Genomic DNA, 18,621 nt, shown 5'->3' on the forward strand with positions numbered 1-18,621 from the left:
CACCGCGAGGCGGGGTCCGCCCCTTCGGCATGCGCCCCCGTGCGCCCGGCGATCCCGCCGGTCATGGCTTTCCACTCGCCAGGGGGCGGGTCCTTCGGGCAGGGTTACCAGGAGGGGGTGCTTCCGGACGCCGTCCGGGAGACCCGCCGTCCGCCGGACCTGCGTAGGGTGCCGGAACACCCACGGGAGCCGAGGAACACGAGGGGGCGCCGCAGCGATGGACGAGAAAGTGACCCTGCGGGTCGGACCAGCCGTACGGCGGCGCCGCCGTGCCCTGGAGCTGACGCTCGCCGCCGTCGCGGAGCGCAGCGGGCTCTCCGTGCCCTTCCTCAGCCAGGTGGAGAACCAGCGGGCCCGCCCCAGCCTGCGTTCGCTGGAGGCCGTCGCCGACGCGCTGGAGACCACCGCCGTCGAGCTGATGGACTCCGTCGACCCCGCCCACACCGTGGAAGTGGTCCGCGCCGGCCCCGAGAGCCCGGGCGCCAAGGAGGTCCGCACCCTCATCCCCGGGCACCACCAGCTGGAGGCGCTCGAGTTCACCGGCGACCACGACGAGGGCCGCGAGCAGGTCCACCGCAACGACGAGCTGCTCTACGTCGTCGAGGGCTCCGCCGAGGTCGAGGCCGAGGGGAGGGCCCACCGCCTGGGCAAGGGGGACACGCTCTACCTCACCGGCGGGGTCCGCCACCGCTGGCGCGCCACCGGGCCCGACACCCGCATCCTCGTCATCACCGTCGCCGACCACGTCGCCACCGACGCGGACACCCGAGACTGACCGGCGACCGGCCCGTCCCGCTCAGGCGGGCGGCGCCGGCAGCCGGCCCGTGACCAGCCGCCGCACGGTCCCGGTGCACGCCACCAGCCAGGCCGCCACCAGCAGCGCGTACAGGCCCGTCGCCGCCAGTTCGAAGAGGCGCAGACCGGTCCGGCTGCCGAGCCCCGCCAGGCCCGTCACACAGGTGCCGACCGGGAAGGTGAACCCCCACCAGGTCAGCGAGAAGCCCATGCCGCGCCGCAGCGCCCGCACCACCAGCGCCCCGGCCAGCCCCAGCCAGAGCGCGGCGAACCCCATCACCGGGACCCCGTACAGCACGGCGAGGGTGGCGAAGCCCCCGGCGTACGGTCCGGGGACGACGCCCGGCGCCGCCTCGGCGAGCTGGTGGACGGCGGTGGTGGACTGGCCGAGCGGGCCCAGCACCAGGAAGAGCGTGGGCGTCAGCGCCAGGGCGGGCGGGCCGCCGGTCAGCAGCCGTCCCAGGACCAGCGGCAGCATCAGCAGCGCCCCGAGCAGGCTCAGCCCGAAGAGGCCGTAACAGCCGTACAGGAGGGTCTGGCGGAGCTGGCCCGCGGGCAGGTGCGGCACCAGCAGAGGGCCGAGCGCCGCCGAGACCATCGGGGCGACCACCGGCAGCAGCCACACCGGGGAGGCGTCCGCGAGCGGCGGCCGGTGCCGCGCCACCATCAGGTACGGCACGGCGACGGCCGCCAGCACGCCGGTCACCGTGCCCGCCGTGAACAGCACCAGGTCGACGGCGACCGCCGCCCGCATCCCGATCCAGTCGGACCCGACCACCAGCGTCGCCCCGCCGACCGCCAGCAGCGCCATCGCCAGGCAGCCGTAGAACGGGGCCATGGAGGCGTCCAGGAGATGGGCCCGCGCCTGGTCGCGGTGGTGCGCCCAGTGCAGCGCCCGGGCGGCGAGCAGCGCCACCAGCAGGAGCGCGGAGAGCGCCCACACCACGGTGAGCGCCGTCCGCGTCCCGGGCGGCTGCCACGGCAGCCCCGCCCCCGCGGTCGCCACGATGGCGGTCCCCATCACCGAGGCGTACCAGTTGGGGCCCAGGTGGCGCAGGGCGGGCAGGCGGCGCGCCGGCGCGCCGGCCGGCGGGGAGGCGAGCGGGGCGAGGGGACGCGTGGTGAGGGCAACCATCCCCCTACTCTGCCTTTCCGCAGGTCGGGCCCACCAGCCGCCGGCGAGCCATGAGCTCATAACCTGGCCCTATGAGCACCGACGAGCCGTACGCCCCGGAGCCGGCCGGTCCCGGCCCCGCCGACCCCGCCCTCGCCCACCGGATGCCCGCGCTCGGCTCGCTCCAGCTGCTGCTGGCCGTCGCCCGCCTCGGCAGCCTGGGCCGGGCCGCCGAGGAGCTGGGCATCAGCCAGCCCGCCGCCAGCGGCCGGGTCCGGGCGATGGAACGCGAGCTGGGCCTCGCGCTGGTCGACCGCTCACCGCGCGGCTCGCGGCTCACCCCGGCCGGGGCCCTGGTCACCGACTGGGCGGGCCGCGTCGTCGAGGCGTCGGCCGCCTTCGACGCCGGGGTGCAGGCGCTGCGCGACCGGCGCGACGCCCGGCTCCGGGTCGCCGCCAGCCTCACCATCGCCGAGTACCTGCTGCCCGGCTGGCTCATCGCGCTGCGTCCCCTGCGTCCGGCCACCGCCGTCTCCCTGCGCGCGGGCAACTCCGAGGCGGTCGCGGCGCTGCTGCTGGACGGCGAGGCCGACCTCGGGTTCGTCGAGGGGCCCGCCGTGCCGGCCGGGCTCGACGCGGTGACCGTGGCCCGGGACCGCCTGGTGGTCGTCACCGCGCCCGGCCACCCCTGGACGCGCCGCACCGCCCCGCTGGACGCCGCGGAACTCTCCGGCCGCCCGCTGATCCTCCGCGAGGAGGGCTCCGGGACGCGCCAGGTGCTCGCCGAGGCGGTCGGCGGGCTGGCCGCGCCCCTGCTGGAACTCTCCTCGACCACCGCCCTCAAGGCCGCCGTCGCCAGCGGCGCGGGCCCGGCCGTCCTCAGCGAGCTCGTGGTGAGCGACGAACTGGCCGCCGGGCGGCTGGTGAAGATCCCCGTGGCGGGCGTCCGGCTCACCCGCGAACTGCGGGCCGTCTGGCCGGCCGGCCACCCGCCCGTCGGCCCGGCCCGGGACCTGCTGGGGCTGACCCGCGGCGGGCGGGGCTGACCCGGGCGTCAGCCGGTGCGCCGCCCGCCCCAGGCGGCCGCCGCCTCCACCAGCCCCCGCATCACCCGGGTGTCCTCGCCCATCTCCGGATGCCACTGGACGCCCAGCACCCACTGCTCCCCGGCCGGCTCGATCGCCTCCACCGTGCCGTCGTCGGCCTGCGCCGAGACGGCCAGGCCCCGGCCCAGGTCGGCCACGCACTGGTGGTGGTAGGCGGGAACCGCCGACTCCTCCGGGACGACCGCCGCGTACCGGCTGCCCGGCACCGGCTTGACCAGGTGGGAGCCGAAGACCCCGGTGGCGCCCGTGTGGCCGTCCAGGTGCTGGACGAGGGTGCCGCCGAGCGCCACGTTGAGCAGCTGCATGCCCCGGCAGATCCCCAGCAGTGGCGTGCCGAGCGCCAGCGCCGCGTCGATCAGCGCCAGCTCCCAGGCGTCCCGCGCCCGGGCCGGGGGACCGGTACGGGGGTCGCGCTCGGCCCCGTAGCGGACCGGCTCCACGTCGGGGCCGCCCGCGATGACCAGGCCGTCCAGGCGGGCGACCGCGGTCGCGGCCCGCTCGGGCGCGTCGGGTGGCAGCAGTACGGCGAGGCCGCCGGCCGCCTGGACCAGGCCGGGGTAGCCGGCGGGCAGCAGCGCGGCCGGCATCGTCCACACCCCCCAGCTGACCTCGTCCTCCAGGTAGGTGCTGACGCCGATCAGCGGCGGGACGTCCATGAGCGGTGCTCCTCGTGGTGCGTGACGGTGCGGCGACGGCGGTGGCCTCAGCCCCGGTCGAGTTCCGCCTCGGCGGCGGCCAGGGCGGCGAACTCCTCCTCGGGAGCCTTCGCCACCAGATGGTGGCGGCTGTAGAAGCCGAAGTACGCGACCGCCACTCCGTAGACCACCAGGGCGATCACCGCGGCGACCACGTCGACCAGGAAGGTCGCCACCAGCGCCGCGCAGGCCAGCGTCAGCGCCACCGAGGAGGTCGCGATCCCGCCGGGCGTGCGGTACGGCCGGTGCAGCTCCGGTTCACGGCGGCGCAGCACGATGTGGGAGAGCGACATCAGGGCGTAGCTGATGGTGGCGCCGAAGACGGCGACGTTGAGCATCCGCGCCCCGTCGCCGGTGGCGGCCGCGAGGCCGAAGCCGATGGCGCCCGGGACCAGCAGCCCGAGGTAGGGAGCCTTGCGGCGGCTGGTCAGGGAGAGGAAGCGGGGCAGGTAGCCGGCCCGGGAGAGGGCGAAGAGCTGGCGCGAGCCCGCGTAGATCAGGGAGAAGAAGGAGGCGACGAGGCCGGCCAGGCCCGCGTAGTTGATGATCCGGCTCAGGGTGGTCGGCTCGCCGTCCGGCTGGAGCGCCTCCACCAGCGGGTTGCCCGCGTCCTGGAGGGCGGCGGCGCCGCGCGACCCGGCCGAGGCGAAGAAGGTCAGCAGCGCCAGCACCACCAGGATCGCCATCGACCAGCGGATCGCCTTCGGCAGGGTGCGGGCCGGTTCGCGGGTCTCCTCGGCGGCCAGCGGGACGCCCTCCACGCCGAGGAAGAACCACATGCCGAACGGGAAGGCCGCCCAGATGCCCAACAGGCCCATCGGCAGCCAGGAGTTGGAGCCGAAGGCGCTCGCGTCGACCGGGATGTCGTTGAGGTTGGCGGCGTCGAAGCGGGTGAAGGCGCCGACCGCGAAGATGAGCAGGGCGGTCACGGCGATGCCGGTGACGACGAAGCTGAACCGCAGCGCCTCGCCGACGCCCCAGAGGTGGATGCCGATGAAGACGACGAAGCAGAACAGGTAGACCGGCCAGCCGGAGGTGAGGCCGAAGAGGCCGAGGGACTCCACGTAGTCGCCGATGAAGATGGAGATGGCGGCGGGGGCCAGCACGTACTCGGTGAGGATGGCGGTGCCGGTGAGGAAGCCGCCCCAGGGGCCCAGCGCCCGCCGGGCGAAGCCGTAACCGCCGCCCGCCGTCGGCAGCACCGAGGAGAGCTCGGCCAGCGAGAAGACCATGCAGCCGTACATGATCCCCATCAGCACCATCGCGATGGCGAGCCCGCCGAAGCCGCCCTCGGCGAGGCCGAAGTTCCAGCCGGAGAAGTCCCCGGAGACGACGTAGGCGACGCCGAGCCCGGTCAGCAGCAGCCACCCCGCGCTGCCCCGGCGCAGCGCCCGGCGTTCCAGGTAGTCGTCGGGGGCCCCGCCGGCCTCCGGCGGGGTGCCGGGGGAGTCCCCGGGGGCGGGACGGGCGGGGTTCACGGTCATGTCACGACTCCCACGGACGCGGTGGAGGTGCAATGGAATGAGGCCATACCTTTGCGCTCCGCGGGTGCGCCGCGCAAGACCCGTGCGTTACGCGGTGGTTAATCCGGCGGCGGGCCCAGAGGTACCCGTCGCTCAGGTGAGGAAACCCCGCAGCAGGGCCGCCGTGCCCGCGCAGTGCTCGCGCATGATCTCCCGGGCCGTGTCCGCCTGGCCCTCCAGGACCGCCTCCACCAGGGCCGAGTGCTGCCGCTGGGAGTGCTCCAGGTTCCGCACCAGGAGCGGGATGCCGTCGAGCAGGCCGTTGACCTCGGCGCGGACCGCCGCGTACCGGGCGGTCAGGGAGGGGGAGCCGGCGAGTTCGGAGAGGGTGAGGTGGAGCAGGGTGTCCTGGCGGCGGTAGTCGTCGAAGGGGGCGTCGCCGGTGCGCTCCAGCGCGTCGCGCAGCCGCCTCGCCCCGGCGGCGTCGAGGCCGTGCGCCGCGCACAGTTCGGCCGCGCCCACCTCCAGGACCTCCCGGAACCGCAGGGTGTCCTCCAGCGCGGCCGCGTCGGTCCGCCCCGGCGCCGGGTGCTGTCCGGTGCCGGGCGCGCGGACGAAGGTACCGCCGTACCTGCCGCGCCTCGGCTCCACCAGCCCCTGGTCCTGAAGGGCCTTCAGGACCTCGCGCAGCGTCACCCGGCTCACCCCGAGCCGCTCGGCCAGCTCCCGCTCCGCCGGCAGCCGCTCGCCGGCCGGGACCAGGCCGAGGCGGATCACCTGGAGGATCTGTTCCAGCGCCTCCTCGAAGCCGTTGCCCGCCCGCACCGGCCGGAGCACCGGGGCGAGGCGGTCGTCGTGCGCCCCCGGCGCGCGGCCCTGGTCCGCGCCCCGCGGCGACGCGCTCGCGTCCGTCATCCGGCGGTACCCCCTTCCCAAGCAATGGTCGTTCCCCATACCTTATGGCCCTCGGTGACGAAGGAGGAATTCCCGTGGCACACCGCACACCCCCGCTCTCCGTCGAGGAGTTGCGCAGCCTGGTCCGCGCCGGAGAGATCGACACGGTGGTCCTGGCCTTCCCCGACATGCAGGGACGCCTCCAGGGCAAGCGGTTCGCCGCCCCCTTCTTCCTCGACGAGGTCCTCGACCACGGCACCGAGGGGTGCAACTACCTCCTCGCCGTCGACGTCGAGATGAACACCGTCGACGGCTACGCCATGGCCTCCTGGGACCGCGGCTACGGAGACTTCGCCCTCCACGCCGACCCCGCCACCCTGCGCCGCGTCCCCTGGAACGACGGCACCGCGCTGCTCATGGCCGACCTCGCCTGGGCCGACGGCTCACCCGTGGTCGCCGCGCCCCGCCAGATCCTCCGCCGCCAGCTCGACCGGCTCGCCGACCGCGGACTCACCGCCCAGGTCGGCACCGAGCTGGAGTTCATCGTCTTCCAGGACAGCTACGAGCGCGCCTGGGACCGGGGCTACCAGGACCTCACCCCCGCCAACCGCTACAACATCGACTACTCCGTCCTCGGCACCGGCCGCATCGAGCCGCTGCTGCGCCGCATCCGCAACGAGATGGCCGCCGCCGGCCTCACCGTCGAGTCGGCCAAGGGCGAGTGCAATCCCGGCCAGCACGAGATCGTCTTCCGCTACGACGACGCCCTCACCACCTGCGACCAGCACGCCGTCTACAAGACCGGCGCCAAGGAGATCGCCTCCCAGGAGGGCGTCTCCCTCACCTTCATGGCCAAGTACGACGCCCGCGAAGGCAACTCCTGCCACATCCACCTCTCCCTCACCGAGGAGGACGGCACCCCCGCCATGCCGGGTGACGGGCCCGACGGCATGTCGGAGCTGATGCGCCACTTCCTCGCCGGACAGCTCGCCGCCCTCAGCGACTTCACCCTCCTGTACGCCCCCAACATCAACTCCTACAAGAGGTTCCAGCCCGGCTCCTTCGCCCCCACCGCCGTCGCCTGGGGCCACGACAACCGCACCTGCGCGCTGCGCGTCGTCGGCCACGGCCCCGCCACCCGCTTCGAGAACCGCCTGCCCGGCGGCGACGTCAACCCCTACCTCGCCGTCGCCGGCATGGTCGCCGCCGGCCTGTACGGGGTCGAGCACCGGCTCGAACTCCCCGACGCCTGTACCGGCAACGCCTACACCGCCGGGCACGACAGCGTCCCCACCACCCTGCGCGAGGCCGCCGACCGCTGGGAGAACAGCCCGATCGCCCGCGCCGCCTTCGGCGACGAGGTGGTCGCGCACTACCTGAACATGGCGCGCGTCGAACTCGACGCCTTCGACGCCGCCGTCACCGACTGGGAGCTGCGCCGCTCCTTCGAACGCATGTGAGGCACCGCATGTCCGACCCCGCACCCGCACACGGCCCGGCCGAACTCCCCGTCCTCAACCCGGCCACCGGCGAACTCCTCACCACCGTCCCCGCCGCCGGCCCCGCCGACGTGGACGCCGCCGTCCGCCGCGCCACCGCCGCCCAGCGCGGCTGGGCCGCCCTCGCCCCCGCCGACCGGGCCCGGCTGCTGCGCCGGTTCGCCGCCGCCGTCGACAGCCACGCCGAGGAACTCGCCCTTCTGGAGGTGCGCGAGGCTGGCCACCCGATCGGGAACGCCCGCTGGGAGGCGTCCAACGTCCGCGACCTCCTCGACTACGCGGCCGGCGGCGTCGAACGCCTCACCGGCCGCCAGATCCCCGTCGCGGGCGGCGTGGACGTCACCTTCCTCGAACCGCTCGGCGTGGTCGGCGTCATCGCCCCCTGGAACTTCCCCATGCCGGTCGCCGCCTGGGGCACCGCACCGGCGCTCGCGGCGGGCAACGCGGTGATCCTCAAACCGGCCGAGACGACCCCGCTGACCGCGCTGCGGCTCGCCGAGCTCGCCCTCGACGCCGGACTGCCCGAGCACCTCTTCCAGGTCCTGCCCGGTACCGGGCCCGTCGCCGGGGAGGCCCTGGTCGACCACCCCGGCGTCGCCAAGATCGTCTTCACCGGCTCCACCCGCACCGGCAAGCGCCTCATGGCCCGCTGCGCCGGCCAGGTCAAACGGCTCACCCTCGAACTCGGCGGCAAGAGCCCCAACATCGTCTTCGCCGACGCCGACCTCGAACAGGCCGCCGCCGACGCCCCCATGTCCTTCCTCGACAACTCCGGCCAGGACTGCTGCGCCCGCACCCGCGTCCTCGTCCAGGACTCCGTCCTCGACCGCTTCCTCGACCTGCTCGCCCCCGCCCTCTCCGCCGTCACCGTCGGCGACCCGGCCGACGAGTCCACCGACATGGGCCCGCTGATCTCCCGCGTCCAGCTGGACCGGGTCCGCGGCTACGTCCCCGACGACGCCCCCGGTCTGCGCGGCACCGCCCCCGACGGGCCCGGCTTCTGGTTCCCGCCGACCGTGCTGACCCAGGCCGGCGAGCGCGACCCGGTCGCCGTCGAGGAGGTCTTCGGGCCGGTCGCCGTCGTCCTGCCCTTCCGCGACGAGGAGGACGCCGTCCGCCTCGCCAACGACACCGAGTACGGCCTCGCCGCCTCCCTGTGGACCCGCGACGTCGGCCGCGCCCTGCGCGTCTCCCGCGCCGTGCGGGCCGGCAACCTCTCCGTCAACTCGCACTCCGCCGTCCGCTACGCCACCCCCTTCGGCGGCTACGGCCGCTCCGGGCTCGGCCGGGAACTCGGCCCCGACGCCCTCACCGCCTTCACCGAGACCAAGAACGTCTTCCTCAGCACGGAAGGTCCCGCCCAGTGACGCAGCCCAGCACCCCGCGCCCCGACGCCGCCGAACAGCCCGTCTGCCGCCGCCTCGTCGGCCGTACCGCCGTCGTCACCGGCGCGGGCAGCGGCATCGGCCTCGCCACCGCCCGCCGCCTCGCCGCCGAAGGGGCCCACGTGGTCTGCGGCGACATCGACGAGACCGCGGGCAAGGCCGCCGCCGAGGCCGCCGGCGGCCTCTTCGTCCGGGTCGACGTCACCGACCCCGACCAGGTCGACGCCCTCTTCCGGGCCGCCCACGACACGTACGGCTCGGTCGACATCGCCTTCAACAACGCCGGGATCTCCCCGCCCGAGGACGACTCCATCCTGGAGACCGGCCTGGAGGCGTGGAAGCGCGTCCAGGAGGTCAACCTCACCTCCGTCTACCTCTGCTGCAAGGCCGCCCTGCCGTACATGCGGCGCCAGGGCCGTGGGTCGATCATCAACACCGCCTCCTTCGTCGCCGTCATGGGCGCCGCCACCTCGCAGATCTCCTACACCGCCTCCAAGGGGGGCGTCCTCGCCATGTCGCGCGAACTCGGCGTCCAGTTCGCCCGCGAGGGCATTCGCGTCAACGCCCTCTGCCCCGGCCCGGTCAACACCCCGCTCCTCCAGGAGCTGTTCGCCAAGGACCCGGAGCGCGCCGCCCGCCGCCTCGTCCACATCCCCGCCGGCCGGTTCGCCGACGCCGACGAGATCGCCGCCGCCGTCGCCTTCCTCGCCAGCGACGACGCCTCCTTCGTCAACGCCACCGACTTCCTCGTCGACGGCGGCATCGCGGGAGCGTACGTGACGCCGCTCTAGAGCGGGGCTCCTTCCGGCGGGCCCCGACGGGGCCCGCCGGAAACGCTCTAGGGTGACCGCATGAACACGCCGCTCCCCCCACCCGGTTGGTACGTGGACCCGGCCGCGCCCCCGCCCGCCGTCGAACGCTGGTGGGACGGGACCGGCTGGACCGCGCACACCCGCGCCCCCGCTGCCGGGGGAGCCCCCGGCCCTGCCGCCCCGCCGCCCGGCTCGCCCATGGCCCCCGACGGCGGTTTCGGCCCGCCGCCCGCCCACGGCTCCCAGGGTGCCTTCGGCCCCGCCGGCTTCGGACCGCCCGCCCCCGTGCCCGAGCCGGGCACCGCCCGCCGGCGCGGCACCGCCGCCGCGCTGATCGCCGGGGCGGTCGTGGTGACCGCCTGCGTCGTCGGCGGCGTCGTGCTGCTGGGCGGCGGCGACACCCCGGACGACGCCCGGCCCACGGCCGCGCCGACCAGCGCCGCCTCCGAGGCGGTCGTCACCCCCACGCCCACCCCGACCCAGGGCCCCACCGGCGACCCCGACCCCCGGGTCCTCACCGACGACCTCAACGGCATCACCCTGCCGGTGCCCAACGGCTGGACGACCGCCAACACCAGGAGCGTCGGCGACGTCGCCATGGTGACCGACCCGTCCTACGACTGCCCCGGCGGCGGCAACTCCGGCTTCTGCTACCGCGGCCGGATCACCTCGGCCACCCTCACCGGCAGCGACGAGACCGACCCCAAGGCCGTCGCCGAGGCCGACATCTCCGAGGCCGCGGACGACCTCTACGACCGCGACACCCTCGACCGCCGCCCCTACGACGGCGTCACCGCCAAGAAGAAGGTGGCCGCCGGGCAGGTCGCGGTGGCCGGCCGCGCCGGGTACTACGTCCGCTGGCGGGTCACCACCGGTGCGGGCGAGGGCGGCTGGGTGCAGTCGCTCGCCTTCCGCTCCTCGGTCGGCAGCGAGGCGATGGTCGTCGTCCGCTTCGCCTTCGACGCCGGCTCCCAGGGGCCGCCGCTCAGCCTCATCGACACCGTCGTCAAGGGGATCGAACCGATCGGCGGCTCCGGAGGCACGGGCGGCGTCGGCGAAGGGCTCACCCCCGCGCCGGGCGGCTGACCGGTGCCCGGGGAGTCAGAGGAAGGTCCGCCCCTCACCCCGGTACGTCGGCACCGTGTCCACCACGGCGTCCCCGGAGACCAGGTGGAGCGCGGCGAACCGCTCGCACAACTCGCCCGCCTTCGCGTGCCGGAACCACACCTTGTCGCCGATCAGCAGATCGTCGGCGGGCGGGCCGAGCAGCGGAGTCTGCACCTCGCCCGCCCCCTCCTGCGGGTCGTACCGCAGCCCCTCGGGCAGGTACGGCACCGGCGAGCGGTCCGGCCCGGCGACCCCGGAGGCCGGGTAGCCGCCGCCGAGCACCGTCACCACGCCCACCCCGGGCCGGCGCACCACAGGCTGGGCGAAGAGCGCCGCCGGACGCCCGGTGAACGACGTGTAGTTGTCGAAGAGCCGGGGCACGAAGAGGCCCGAGCCCGCCGCCACCTCCGTCACCGCCGGCTCGGCCACGGTGTGCTGCACGCTGCCGGTGCCACCGCCGTTGACGAACTCCAGCTCCGGCACCACCGCGCGTACCGCCCGCACCACCGCCTCCCGGCGCGCCGCCAGCTCCCGCCGCGCCGCCCGCTGCATCAGCCGGATCGCCCGGGACCGCAGCGGACTGCCCGCCACATCGTCCCCGACACCGGCCACGTGACCCTCGTACGCCATCAGTCCCACCACCCGGAACCCGGGCCGGCGGCCCACCAGCCGGGCCAGGTCGGCCACGTCGGCGGGGGAGTGCAGGGGCGAGCGGCGCGCGCCCACCCGCACCCGGCCGCCCAGCAGGAGCAGCGAGGTGTCCAGCTCCAGGCAGACCCGGATCTCCTCCGCGCCCGAACCGCGCGCCTCCTCGATCAGCCGGAGCTGCGCCGGGTCGTCGACCATGACCGTGACCGAGGCCGCCAGCTTCGGATCGGCCGCCAGCTCCGCGTACCCGTCCCGGTCCGCCGAGGGATAGGCCAGCAGCACGTCCTCGACCCCGGAGCGGGCCAGCCACAAGGACTCGGCCAGCGTGTACGACATCACCCCGGCGAACCCCTCGCGGGCGAGCACCCGCTCCAGCAGCGCGCGGCAGCGCACCGACTTGCTCGCCACCCGGACCGGCTTGCCCGCGGCCCGGCGTACGAGATCGTCGGCGTTGGCGTCGAAGGCGTCCAGGTCCACCAGGGCCAGCGGGGCGTCGAGATGCGCCGTCGCCCGGTCGTACCGGGCACGGGCGTTGGCGAGGGGCGTCATGCCCGCAGCCTGCCAGAGAGCCCTACCCGGGGGTAGGGGGTGACCAGGGATCTCCCCGCCCGGCGCGAGCCCGTCGGGGATCATCCGGGCAGAACAGGCCCCACCGCCCCGGCCGTTCCCGCCCCGGCCGCGCCAACCCGTAGAGTGACGCGCACGGAGGGCGCGCGAGATGCCCCTGCCGGGCCGCGTGAGGGAAAACGGGGGGCGCATGAGTACGCAGGCACGCCGCCCGGACGTACCACCGCCCCCGGCCCGCCGCCCGGAGGAGCCCGCGCCGGCCGACACCGGCCCCACCCCGCCGCGTCCCACCACCCCGCCCCGGCCCGCGGCCCCGCCCAGACCCGTCACGCCACCCGCGCAGCCCCCGGCCGACGGCGCCGCCCCGCCCAAGAGCCCCCGCCGCACCTTCCCGGCCTTCCCCGCGCCTCGCCCGGCCGAGCCGCCCCGGCTCCGCGACCGGCGGCACACCGGCGCCGTCGACCTCAACCCCCGCCCCGGCGCCGGAGCCCCGTTCGCCGCCACCCCCCGGGGCCCCGCACGCGACGAGGCCACCACGCGGCTGCGCCCCGTACCCCGCTCCCCGCGCCGTACCGCGGCCGCCGCCGTCTGCCTCGTGCTCGGCCTCGGCCTGGTCGCGGGCGGCGCCGCCGGCACCTGGCTCACCGGCGGGGACTCCGCGGGCGCCGCCGACCGCTTCACGGCGGGCGCCGCCCTGTGGCACGACGCCCCCGTCGACCGCCTCTTCCCGCCGACGGTCCAGGGGAAGAAGGCCGGACCCGGCGGTGCCGACCGGACCTGGACCCGGATCGCGGTCGCCCCCGACAGCGGCTGCGCCAAGGGCCTCGACCCGCTCCTCGCCACCGTCCTCGAACCGGCCGGCTGCGCCCGCCTGCTCCGCGCCACCTACACCGACGCCACCCGCAGCGAGCTCGTCACCGTCGGCCTCCTCTTCACCCGCGCCGGCGAGCAGACCATGACCGACCTGCGGACCCGCTTCCGCACCGAGAACCTCGACCAGCGACGCGACCTCATGCCCCGCCCCTACGCGGCCAAGGGCACCCCCGCCGAAGGCTTCGGCGACGACCAGCGCGCCTCCTGGTCCCTGACGGTCCTGGACGACCTGCCCGCCGTCGTCTACGCGGTCAGCGGCTTCGCCGACGGGCGGGAGATCACCGAACCCCAGCCGGCCGCCTCCGCCACCGCCGACGGCGCCACCACCGCTCCGGCCCAGGCGGGCCTCGGCCACACCGCGCTCGCCCACACCGAGCGCGCCACCGCCCGCCTGCGCTCCCTGGCCCGCCCCGACACCGAGGAACGGTGACCGTGCCCCGAGCCCGCCGCACCCGCCGCGCCCTCTGCGTACCGGCCGTCGCCACCTGCCTCGCCCTGCTGCCCACCGTCGCGCACGCCGACGGCATCCGCGCCCAGCAGTGGGGCCTGGAGGCGCTCCACGCCGAGGACGCCTGGCGGACCACCCAGGGCGAGGGCGTCACCGTCGCCGTCCTCGACACCGGCGTCGACGCCGACCACCCCGACCTGGAGCGCAACGTCCTGGACGGCAAGGACCTCGTAGGGTTCGGCGCCGGTCCCGGCGACCGGCCCTGGGCCCGCCACGGCACCGCCATGGCCTCGGTCATCGCCGGGCACGGCCACGGGCCCGACGACGGCGACGGCGTGATGGGCGTGGCCCCGGAGGCCAAGATCCTCCCGGTCCGCGTGATCCTGGAGGACGGCGACCCCGCCCGCAAGAAGGCTCGCTCCACCCGGGGCGGCGCGCTGGCCGAGGGCATCCGCTGGGCCGCCGACCAGGGCGCCGACGTCATCAACCTCTCCCTCGGCGACGACAGCGAGTCCGCCCACCCCGAGGCCGCCGAGGACGCCGCCGTCCAGTACGCCCTGAAGAAGGGCGCCGTGGTCGTCGCCTCCGCAGGGAACGGCGGTGAGAAGGGCGACCACGTCTCCTACCCGGCGGCCTACCCGGGCGTCATCGCCGTCACCGCCGTCGACCGCTTCGGCGAACGCGCCGCCTTCTCCACCCGCCGCTGGTACGCCACGGTCAGCGCCCCCGGCGACGACATCGTCCTCGCCGACCCCGACCGCCGCTACTACGAGGGGTGGGGCACCAGCGCCGCCGCGGCCGCCGTCTCCGGCACCGTCGCCCTGGTCCGCGCCGCCCACCCGGAACTCAGCCCCGTCCAGGTCAAGCGCCTCCTGGAGGACACCGCCCGGGACAGCCCCGGCGGCGGCCGGGACGACTCCCGGGGGCGCGGCCTGGTCGACGCCGCCGCCGCCGTCGAGGCCGGGGGACGGCTCGGCCCCGAGAAGCTGAAGCCCGCCGCCCACTCCTCCACCCACTTCGGCCCCGGGCCCGGCCCGCACGACAGCGGCTCCGGTGCCGGCTGGGCCGGGCCCGCCGCGGGCGGCCTCGGGGTGCTGCTGCTGGCCGCCGCCGTCCTCCTCTGGCGCGGCCGCGCGCCGCTGCGCTGAGCCGCCCGGCCCCGGCCGCCCCGGGCCCCTCCGCCGAGGCCGCCTCGATAGGCTCACGGCGTGGCGAACAAGAACATTCCCGACTCCCCCTTCTCCGACGACGACGGCACCGCCGACCCCGCGCTGAGCGCCGCGCTGGCCGCGTGGGCCGAGGACCGCACCCGGCACCGGCCCGTGCTGGAGGCGCTGCGCACCGCCCGGCTGCTGGTCCCGGTCGTCGCCGTCCTCGGTGAGAGCGAGGTGGACGAGAACGGGCTGCGCCGCGAGAAGACCAGCGACATGGCGGTCCCCACCCTCAAGGCCGGCGAGCGCACCGCCCTGCCCGCCTTCACCTCCACGGAGTCCCTCGCCCGCTGGGACCCCGGTGCGCGCCCCGTCGCCGTCGCCCTCCACCAGGCCCTGGAGGCCGCCGCGCACGAACGGGCGGACACCCTCGTCCTCGACCTGGCCGGACCCGTGCCGTACGAGCTGACGGGCGCCGCGCTGCGCGCCCTCGCCGAGGGCCGCACCGACCCCGACCCGCTCGCCGACCCGGCCGTCACCGGGGCGGTCCGCGAGGTGCTGGCGGCCGAGCCCGAGGTGGTCCGCGCCCATCTGGCCCGCTCCACCGGCGCCACCGACGGCGTGCTCGCCGTGGTGCTGGCCCCCGGCGCCGACCCGGCCGCCACCCTGAACCGGGTCGCCAGAGCGCTGGCCGCCGCCGAGCCGCTCCGCGCCCGCCTGGTCCGCGGACTCGACCTGGCGGTACTGCCCGCCACCGCCGACGGGCCGGCCGAGGAGCCCGTCTACCAGCGCTGAAGGGGCCCGCGGCGGACCGCTTCCGCGCCGACAGGCAGCGCGGGGGAACCGAGGGGACAATCGGCGAAGAAACCGGAACGAACCATCCCGAACCGGAAGTAATCGCGAGGTGTGTCCATGTCTACGCGCGCGCTCATAGCGGAGTTCACCGGCACCGCGCTGCTGGTGTTCTTCGCCGTCGGGGCGGCGGTCCTCGCCGGGGACTTCATCGGCACCGTCGGTATCGCCCTGGCCTTCGGCTTCGTCCTGCTCGCCCTCTGCTACGCGCTCGGCCCCGTCTCCGGCTGCCACGTCAACCCGGCGGTCACCCTCGGCATGTACACCGCAGGCCGCATCGACCTGCGCTCGGCCGTGGGCTACTGGGTGGCGCAGGTGCTCGGCTGCATCGTCGGCGCGGCCGTGCTCTTCCTGCTGGCCAAGCAGGTGCCGGGGCTGGAGACCCACGCCCAGTTCGGCACCAACGGCTTCGCCGACCGCTCGGCGGTGGAACTGGGGATGGGCGGTGCCTTCCTCGCCGAGGTGGTGCTGACCTTCCTGCTGGTCTTCATCGTCCTCGCGGTCACCAACCGGCTCGCGGTGATCGGCTTCGACGGCCTGCCCATCGGGCTGGCGCTCGCCGCGATCCACATCGTCGGCATCCCGCTGACCGGCACCTCCGTCAACCCGGCGCGCAGCCTCGGCCCCGCCCTTTTCGCGGGCGGCGCGGCCATCACCCAGCTCTGGCTCTTCATCCTGGCGCCCCTGATCGGCGGCGGCCTCGCCGCCCTGGCCCACCGCTTCACCCATCCGCCGGGCGGGCGTCCGGTGGAGGCCGACGCGGTCGAGTGACCGTACGGCCCCGGACGACGGAGAGGGCGGGCACCCGCGGTGCCCGCCCTCTCCTGTGCCGCCCTGCGGCTCTCCGGTCAGCCGAAGACCGGCCCGGTGTACTTCTCGCCCGGGCCCTTGCCCGGCTCGTCCGGCACGGCGGACGCCTCGCGGAAGGCGAGCTGGAGGGACTTCAGGCCGTCCCGCAGCGGAGCCGCGTGGAAGGAGCTGATCTCGGTGGCACCGGCGTCCAGCAGCCCGGCCAGGGAGTGGATGAGCTTGCGGGCCTCGTCGAGGTCCTTGTGGTCCTCGCCGCCCTCGGCCAGCCCCAGGTTGACGGCGGCGGCGCTCATCAGGTGCACGCCGACCGTGGTGATCACCTCGACCGCGGGGACGTCGGCGATGTCGCGGGTCATCTCGTCGAAGCCGGGGGCCTCGCCCGCGGGGGTGGCGTCGCTCATGGCAGCTAGTCTTCTTCCCTTGTTCCTGGGGGTGCCCGCCCGGCCCGTGGCCTGGGCGGAATCCTCTCCGGCGCGCCCTCGGATGCGCCCGGCGCCGTCCAGCCTAATGGGGTGGCAACCGGCCCTCCGGGCCTGCCCCGGACCCCGCGGCGGCCCGGGCGGCGGACGGTGCCGACGCTGGTATGCTTGGGAGTCGACCGGCCGGGCACCTGTGTCCGGCCACAAGTGGAGGCTCCGATCTCCCACCTGGCCGTCCCCTGGACGGCGGGTCACCGGTCAGGCCGCCGCACCCCGAGTGTGGCAGGCCCGATGTACGCCCCGCGTTCACGCGGCGGTGTTCCGGTAGTCCAGGAGCCCCGCGTGTGATCGTCCGGGGCATTTTTCACGTTCCGGCTCGGTTGGTCTGATTGACACAGACGTAACGCGGCAGCCCGCCAGGCTGTCGTGTGGTGCTACCGAGGAGGATCCATCAGCGCCGAGCCCCGCATCAACGACCGGATTCGCGTTCCCGAGGTCCGACTTGTCGGTCCCAGCGGCGAGCAGGTCGGCATTGTGCCGCTTGCCAAGGCCCTGGAGCTTGCGCAGGAGTACGACCTCGACCTCGTCGAGGTCGCGGCGACCGCCCGTCCGCCCGTGTGCAAGCTCATGGACTACGGAAAGTTCAAGTACGAGTCGGCCATGAAGGCCCGTGAGGCGCGCAAGAACCAGGCGCACACGGTCATCAAGGAGATGAAGCTCCGGCCGAAGATCGACCCGCACGACTATGACACCAAGAAGGGTCATGTCGTCCGGTTCCTCAAGCAGGGCGACAAGGTCAAGATCACGATCATGTTCCGCGGCCGTGAGCAGTCGCGGCCGGAGCTCGGCTTCCGGCTGCTCCAGCGGCTGGCGGAGGACGTCCAGGACCTCGGGTTCATCGAGTCGAACCCGAAGCAGGACGGCCGCAACATGATCATGGTTCTCGGTCCGCACAAGAAGAAGACCGAGGCAATGGCCGAGGCACGCGAGGCGCAGGCCGCCCGCAAGGCCGAGCGTCAGGGCCGTACGGCCCAGGACGACGAGGCCGCCGAAGCTGACGCCGACGGCGCCGAGCAGGCCCCTGCCGAGGCATGATCCGGAACGCGAGTTCCGCGATCGTCAACCGACACATATGACGTTCCGGGCCGCCCGTTCGCGAGGACGGGCCCCAGGACGCCACTGACGAGGAGAGAACGGCGCTATGCCGAAGAACAAGTCGCACAGCGGTGCCAGCAAGCGCTTCAAGATCACCGGCTCCGGCAAGGTGCTCCGTGAGCGCGCCGGCAAGCGCCACCTGCTCGAGCACAAGTCGTCCCGTCTGACGCGTCGCCTCACCGGCAACGCCGAGATGGCCCCGGGCGACGCCAAGAAGATCAAGAAGCTTCTCGGCAAGTGACGTCCGGCCTCCGCCACCACGGAGGCCGGACGCCGGGACCGGGACCAATTCGAACCGGGCCGTGTGAACACCACCACGGCCCCGCTACAAGGAGTCAACAAGTGGCACGCGTCAAGCGGGCAGTCAACGCCCACAAGAAGCGCCGGGCGATCCTCGAGCAGGCCAGCGGCTACCGCGGCCAGCGGTCGCGCCTGTACCGCAAGGCGAAGGAGCAGGTCACCCACTCCCTCGTCTACAACTACAACGACCGCAAGAAGCGCAAGGGCGACTTCCGTCAGCTGTGGATCCAGCGGATCAACGCCGCTGCCCGCGCCAACGGCGTCACCTACAACCGCTTCATCCAGGGTCTGAAGGCCGCCAACATCGAGGTCGACCGCAAGATCCTCGCGGACCTCGCCGTCAACGACGCCCCGGCCTTCGCCGCGCTCGTCGAGGCTGCCCAGAAGGCGCTGCCGAGCGACGTCAACGCCCCGAAGACCGCCGCCTGATCTCCTTCCCAGGAACAGGCACACCCGTCTTCACCCGGACCCGCAGGCGCCAGCCGCCTGCGGGTCCGGTGCGTCTCCCCGTCCTGACCGCACCCACAG

19 protein-coding genes are annotated in these 18,621 nt (G+C 74.9%); 13 read left to right on the forward strand and 6 right to left on the reverse strand.

Annotation, left to right across the window (positions count from 1 at the left end):
* Positions 1-217: 217 nt before the first annotated feature.
* On the forward strand, positions 218-775 hold the full coding sequence (locus OIM89_RS25850; protein WP_030696484.1) for a helix-turn-helix domain-containing protein: 558 nt from the start codon (positions 218-220) through the stop codon (positions 773-775).
* 21 nt (positions 776-796) lie between these two features.
* Here the strand turns inward: OIM89_RS25850 and OIM89_RS25855 are convergent, their stop codons facing one another.
* Positions 797-1,930: a TDT family transporter gene (locus OIM89_RS25855; protein WP_264491656.1), complete on the reverse strand. Its 1,134-nt coding sequence runs from the start codon at positions 1,928-1,930 to the stop codon at positions 797-799.
* 71 nt (positions 1,931-2,001) lie between these two features.
* On the opposite strand from OIM89_RS25855, the gene OIM89_RS25860 reads away from it, so the two are divergent.
* The gene (locus OIM89_RS25860; protein WP_047471502.1) at positions 2,002-2,955 is read left to right on the forward strand and encodes a LysR family transcriptional regulator; all 954 of its coding nucleotides are present in this window, start codon (positions 2,002-2,004) and stop codon (positions 2,953-2,955) included.
* Positions 2,956-2,963: 8 nt separating this feature from the next.
* On the opposite strand, the gene OIM89_RS25865 is transcribed toward OIM89_RS25860, so the two are convergent.
* The 3 genes from OIM89_RS25865 to OIM89_RS25875 all read right to left on the reverse strand — a co-directional run bounded on the left by OIM89_RS25865 (position 2,964) and on the right by OIM89_RS25875 (position 6,088).
* On the reverse strand, positions 2,964-3,671 hold the full coding sequence (locus tag OIM89_RS25865) for a gamma-glutamyl-gamma-aminobutyrate hydrolase family protein (protein ID WP_195731224.1): 708 nt from the start codon (positions 3,669-3,671) through the stop codon (positions 2,964-2,966).
* 47 nt (positions 3,672-3,718) lie between these two features.
* A complete protein-coding gene (gene eat / locus OIM89_RS25870) occupies positions 3,719-5,194 on the reverse strand; it encodes an ethanolamine permease (protein WP_264491657.1) in 1,476 nt (491 codons plus the stop codon).
* 132 nt (positions 5,195-5,326) lie between these two features.
* Positions 5,327-6,088 (reverse strand): FadR/GntR family transcriptional regulator, encoded by a 762-nt coding sequence (locus OIM89_RS25875; protein WP_264491658.1) that lies wholly within the window; start codon positions 6,086-6,088, stop codon positions 5,327-5,329.
* A 74-nt stretch (positions 6,089-6,162) separates the two neighbouring features.
* Between OIM89_RS25875 and OIM89_RS25880 the strand changes: the two genes are divergently transcribed.
* Genes OIM89_RS25880 through OIM89_RS25895 form a run of 4 tightly spaced genes read left to right on the forward strand, consistent with a single transcriptional unit; the run spans position 6,163 to position 10,849 of the window.
* The gene (locus tag OIM89_RS25880; protein ID WP_030696478.1) at positions 6,163-7,527 is read left to right on the forward strand and encodes a glutamine synthetase family protein; all 1,365 of its coding nucleotides are present in this window, start codon (positions 6,163-6,165) and stop codon (positions 7,525-7,527) included.
* A gap of 8 nt (positions 7,528-7,535) precedes the next feature.
* Complete coding sequence (locus OIM89_RS25885; protein ID WP_047471510.1) at positions 7,536-8,933, forward strand: aldehyde dehydrogenase family protein; 1,398 nt, start codon at positions 7,536-7,538, stop codon at positions 8,931-8,933.
* A complete protein-coding gene (locus OIM89_RS25890) occupies positions 8,930-9,742 on the forward strand; it encodes a 3-oxoacyl-ACP reductase (RefSeq protein WP_030696476.1) in 813 nt (270 codons plus the stop codon). The genes OIM89_RS25885 and OIM89_RS25890 overlap by 4 nt, the downstream gene beginning before the upstream one ends.
* A 60-nt stretch (positions 9,743-9,802) precedes the next feature.
* Entirely contained in the window at positions 9,803-10,849 is a 1,047-nt protein-coding gene (locus tag OIM89_RS25895) for a DUF2510 domain-containing protein (RefSeq protein WP_226965049.1), read from the forward strand.
* A gap of 15 nt (positions 10,850-10,864) precedes the next feature.
* On the opposite strand, the gene OIM89_RS25900 is transcribed toward OIM89_RS25895, so the two are convergent.
* Positions 10,865-12,067 carry an alanine racemase gene (locus tag OIM89_RS25900; RefSeq protein WP_226965048.1) on the reverse strand — a complete coding sequence of 401 codons (1,203 nt, stop codon included), beginning with the start codon at positions 12,065-12,067 and terminating at the stop codon, positions 10,865-10,867.
* Positions 12,068-12,275: 208 nt separating this feature from the next.
* Between OIM89_RS25900 and OIM89_RS25905 the strand changes: the two genes are divergently transcribed.
* The 4 genes from OIM89_RS25905 to OIM89_RS25920 all read left to right on the forward strand — a co-directional run bounded on the left by OIM89_RS25905 (position 12,276) and on the right by OIM89_RS25920 (position 16,180).
* On the forward strand, positions 12,276-13,388 hold the full coding sequence (locus OIM89_RS25905) for a hypothetical protein (RefSeq protein WP_030696473.1): 1,113 nt from the start codon (positions 12,276-12,278) through the stop codon (positions 13,386-13,388).
* Positions 13,385-14,554, forward strand: a complete 1,170-nt coding sequence (gene mycP, locus OIM89_RS25910) for a type VII secretion-associated serine protease mycosin (protein WP_030696472.1) — start codon at positions 13,385-13,387, stop codon at positions 14,552-14,554. Before OIM89_RS25905 ends, mycP begins: the two co-directional genes overlap by 4 nt.
* A 60-nt stretch (positions 14,555-14,614) precedes the next feature.
* On the forward strand, positions 14,615-15,352 hold the full coding sequence (locus OIM89_RS25915) for an SseB family protein (RefSeq protein WP_030696471.1): 738 nt from the start codon (positions 14,615-14,617) through the stop codon (positions 15,350-15,352).
* Between the two features lie 117 nt (positions 15,353-15,469).
* Positions 15,470-16,180 carry an MIP family channel protein gene (locus OIM89_RS25920; protein ID WP_030696470.1) on the forward strand — a complete coding sequence of 237 codons (711 nt, stop codon included), beginning with the start codon at positions 15,470-15,472 and terminating at the stop codon, positions 16,178-16,180.
* Positions 16,181-16,257: 77 nt separating this feature from the next.
* Here OIM89_RS25920 and OIM89_RS25925 read toward each other — a convergent pair whose 3' ends face one another.
* Positions 16,258-16,620 (reverse strand): DUF1844 domain-containing protein, encoded by a 363-nt coding sequence (locus tag OIM89_RS25925; RefSeq protein WP_003947158.1) that lies wholly within the window; start codon positions 16,618-16,620, stop codon positions 16,258-16,260.
* 444 nt (positions 16,621-17,064) lie between these two features.
* Between OIM89_RS25925 and infC the strand changes: the two genes are divergently transcribed.
* The 3 genes from infC (at position 17,065) to rplT (ending at position 18,522) form a co-directional block, all read left to right on the forward strand.
* Positions 17,065-17,733 (forward strand): translation initiation factor IF-3, encoded by a 669-nt coding sequence (gene infC / locus OIM89_RS25930; RefSeq protein ID WP_003947157.1) that lies wholly within the window; start codon positions 17,065-17,067, stop codon positions 17,731-17,733.
* A gap of 106 nt (positions 17,734-17,839) precedes the next feature.
* Positions 17,840-18,034, forward strand: a complete 195-nt coding sequence (gene rpmI, locus OIM89_RS25935) for a 50S ribosomal protein L35 (protein WP_003947156.1) — start codon at positions 17,840-17,842, stop codon at positions 18,032-18,034.
* A 101-nt stretch (positions 18,035-18,135) separates the two neighbouring features.
* Positions 18,136-18,522 carry a 50S ribosomal protein L20 gene (rplT, locus tag OIM89_RS25940; RefSeq protein ID WP_003947155.1) on the forward strand — a complete coding sequence of 129 codons (387 nt, stop codon included), beginning with the start codon at positions 18,136-18,138 and terminating at the stop codon, positions 18,520-18,522.
* Positions 18,523-18,621: the final 99 nt, after the last annotated feature.

The organism is Streptomyces sp. BI87 (genome assembly GCF_025957665.1).
GTDB lineage: Bacteria > Actinomycetota > Actinomycetes > Streptomycetales > Streptomycetaceae > Streptomyces > Streptomyces albidoflavus.

Excerpts from the sequence above, each read along its gene's own strand:
- OIM89_RS25855 (WP_264491656.1), bottom strand. The coding sequence starts at position 1,930 with ATGGTTGCCCTCACCACGCGTCCCCTCGCCCCGCTCGCCTCCCCGCCG.
- OIM89_RS25885 (WP_047471510.1), top strand. The coding sequence starts at position 7,536 with ATGTCCGACCCCGCACCCGCACACGGCCCGGCCGAACTCCCCGTCCTC.
- OIM89_RS25895 (WP_226965049.1), top strand. The coding sequence starts at position 9,803 with ATGAACACGCCGCTCCCCCCACCCGGTTGGTACGTGGACCCGGCCGCG.
- OIM89_RS25865 (WP_195731224.1), bottom strand. The coding sequence starts at position 3,671 with ATGGACGTCCCGCCGCTGATCGGCGTCAGCACCTACCTGGAGGACGAG.
- OIM89_RS25860 (WP_047471502.1), top strand. The coding sequence starts at position 2,002 with ATGAGCACCGACGAGCCGTACGCCCCGGAGCCGGCCGGTCCCGGCCCC.
- eat (WP_264491657.1), bottom strand. The coding sequence starts at position 5,194 with ATGACCGTGAACCCCGCCCGTCCCGCCCCCGGGGACTCCCCCGGCACC.
- OIM89_RS25850 (WP_030696484.1), top strand. The coding sequence starts at position 218 with ATGGACGAGAAAGTGACCCTGCGGGTCGGACCAGCCGTACGGCGGCGC.
- OIM89_RS25905 (WP_030696473.1), top strand. The coding sequence starts at position 12,276 with ATGAGTACGCAGGCACGCCGCCCGGACGTACCACCGCCCCCGGCCCGC.
- OIM89_RS25875 (WP_264491658.1), bottom strand. The coding sequence starts at position 6,088 with ATGACGGACGCGAGCGCGTCGCCGCGGGGCGCGGACCAGGGCCGCGCG.
- OIM89_RS25925 (WP_003947158.1), bottom strand. The coding sequence starts at position 16,620 with ATGAGCGACGCCACCCCCGCGGGCGAGGCCCCCGGCTTCGACGAGATG.
- OIM89_RS25920 (WP_030696470.1), top strand. The coding sequence starts at position 15,470 with ATGTCTACGCGCGCGCTCATAGCGGAGTTCACCGGCACCGCGCTGCTG.
- rpmI (WP_003947156.1), top strand. The coding sequence starts at position 17,840 with ATGCCGAAGAACAAGTCGCACAGCGGTGCCAGCAAGCGCTTCAAGATC.
- OIM89_RS25900 (WP_226965048.1), bottom strand. The coding sequence starts at position 12,067 with ATGACGCCCCTCGCCAACGCCCGTGCCCGGTACGACCGGGCGACGGCG.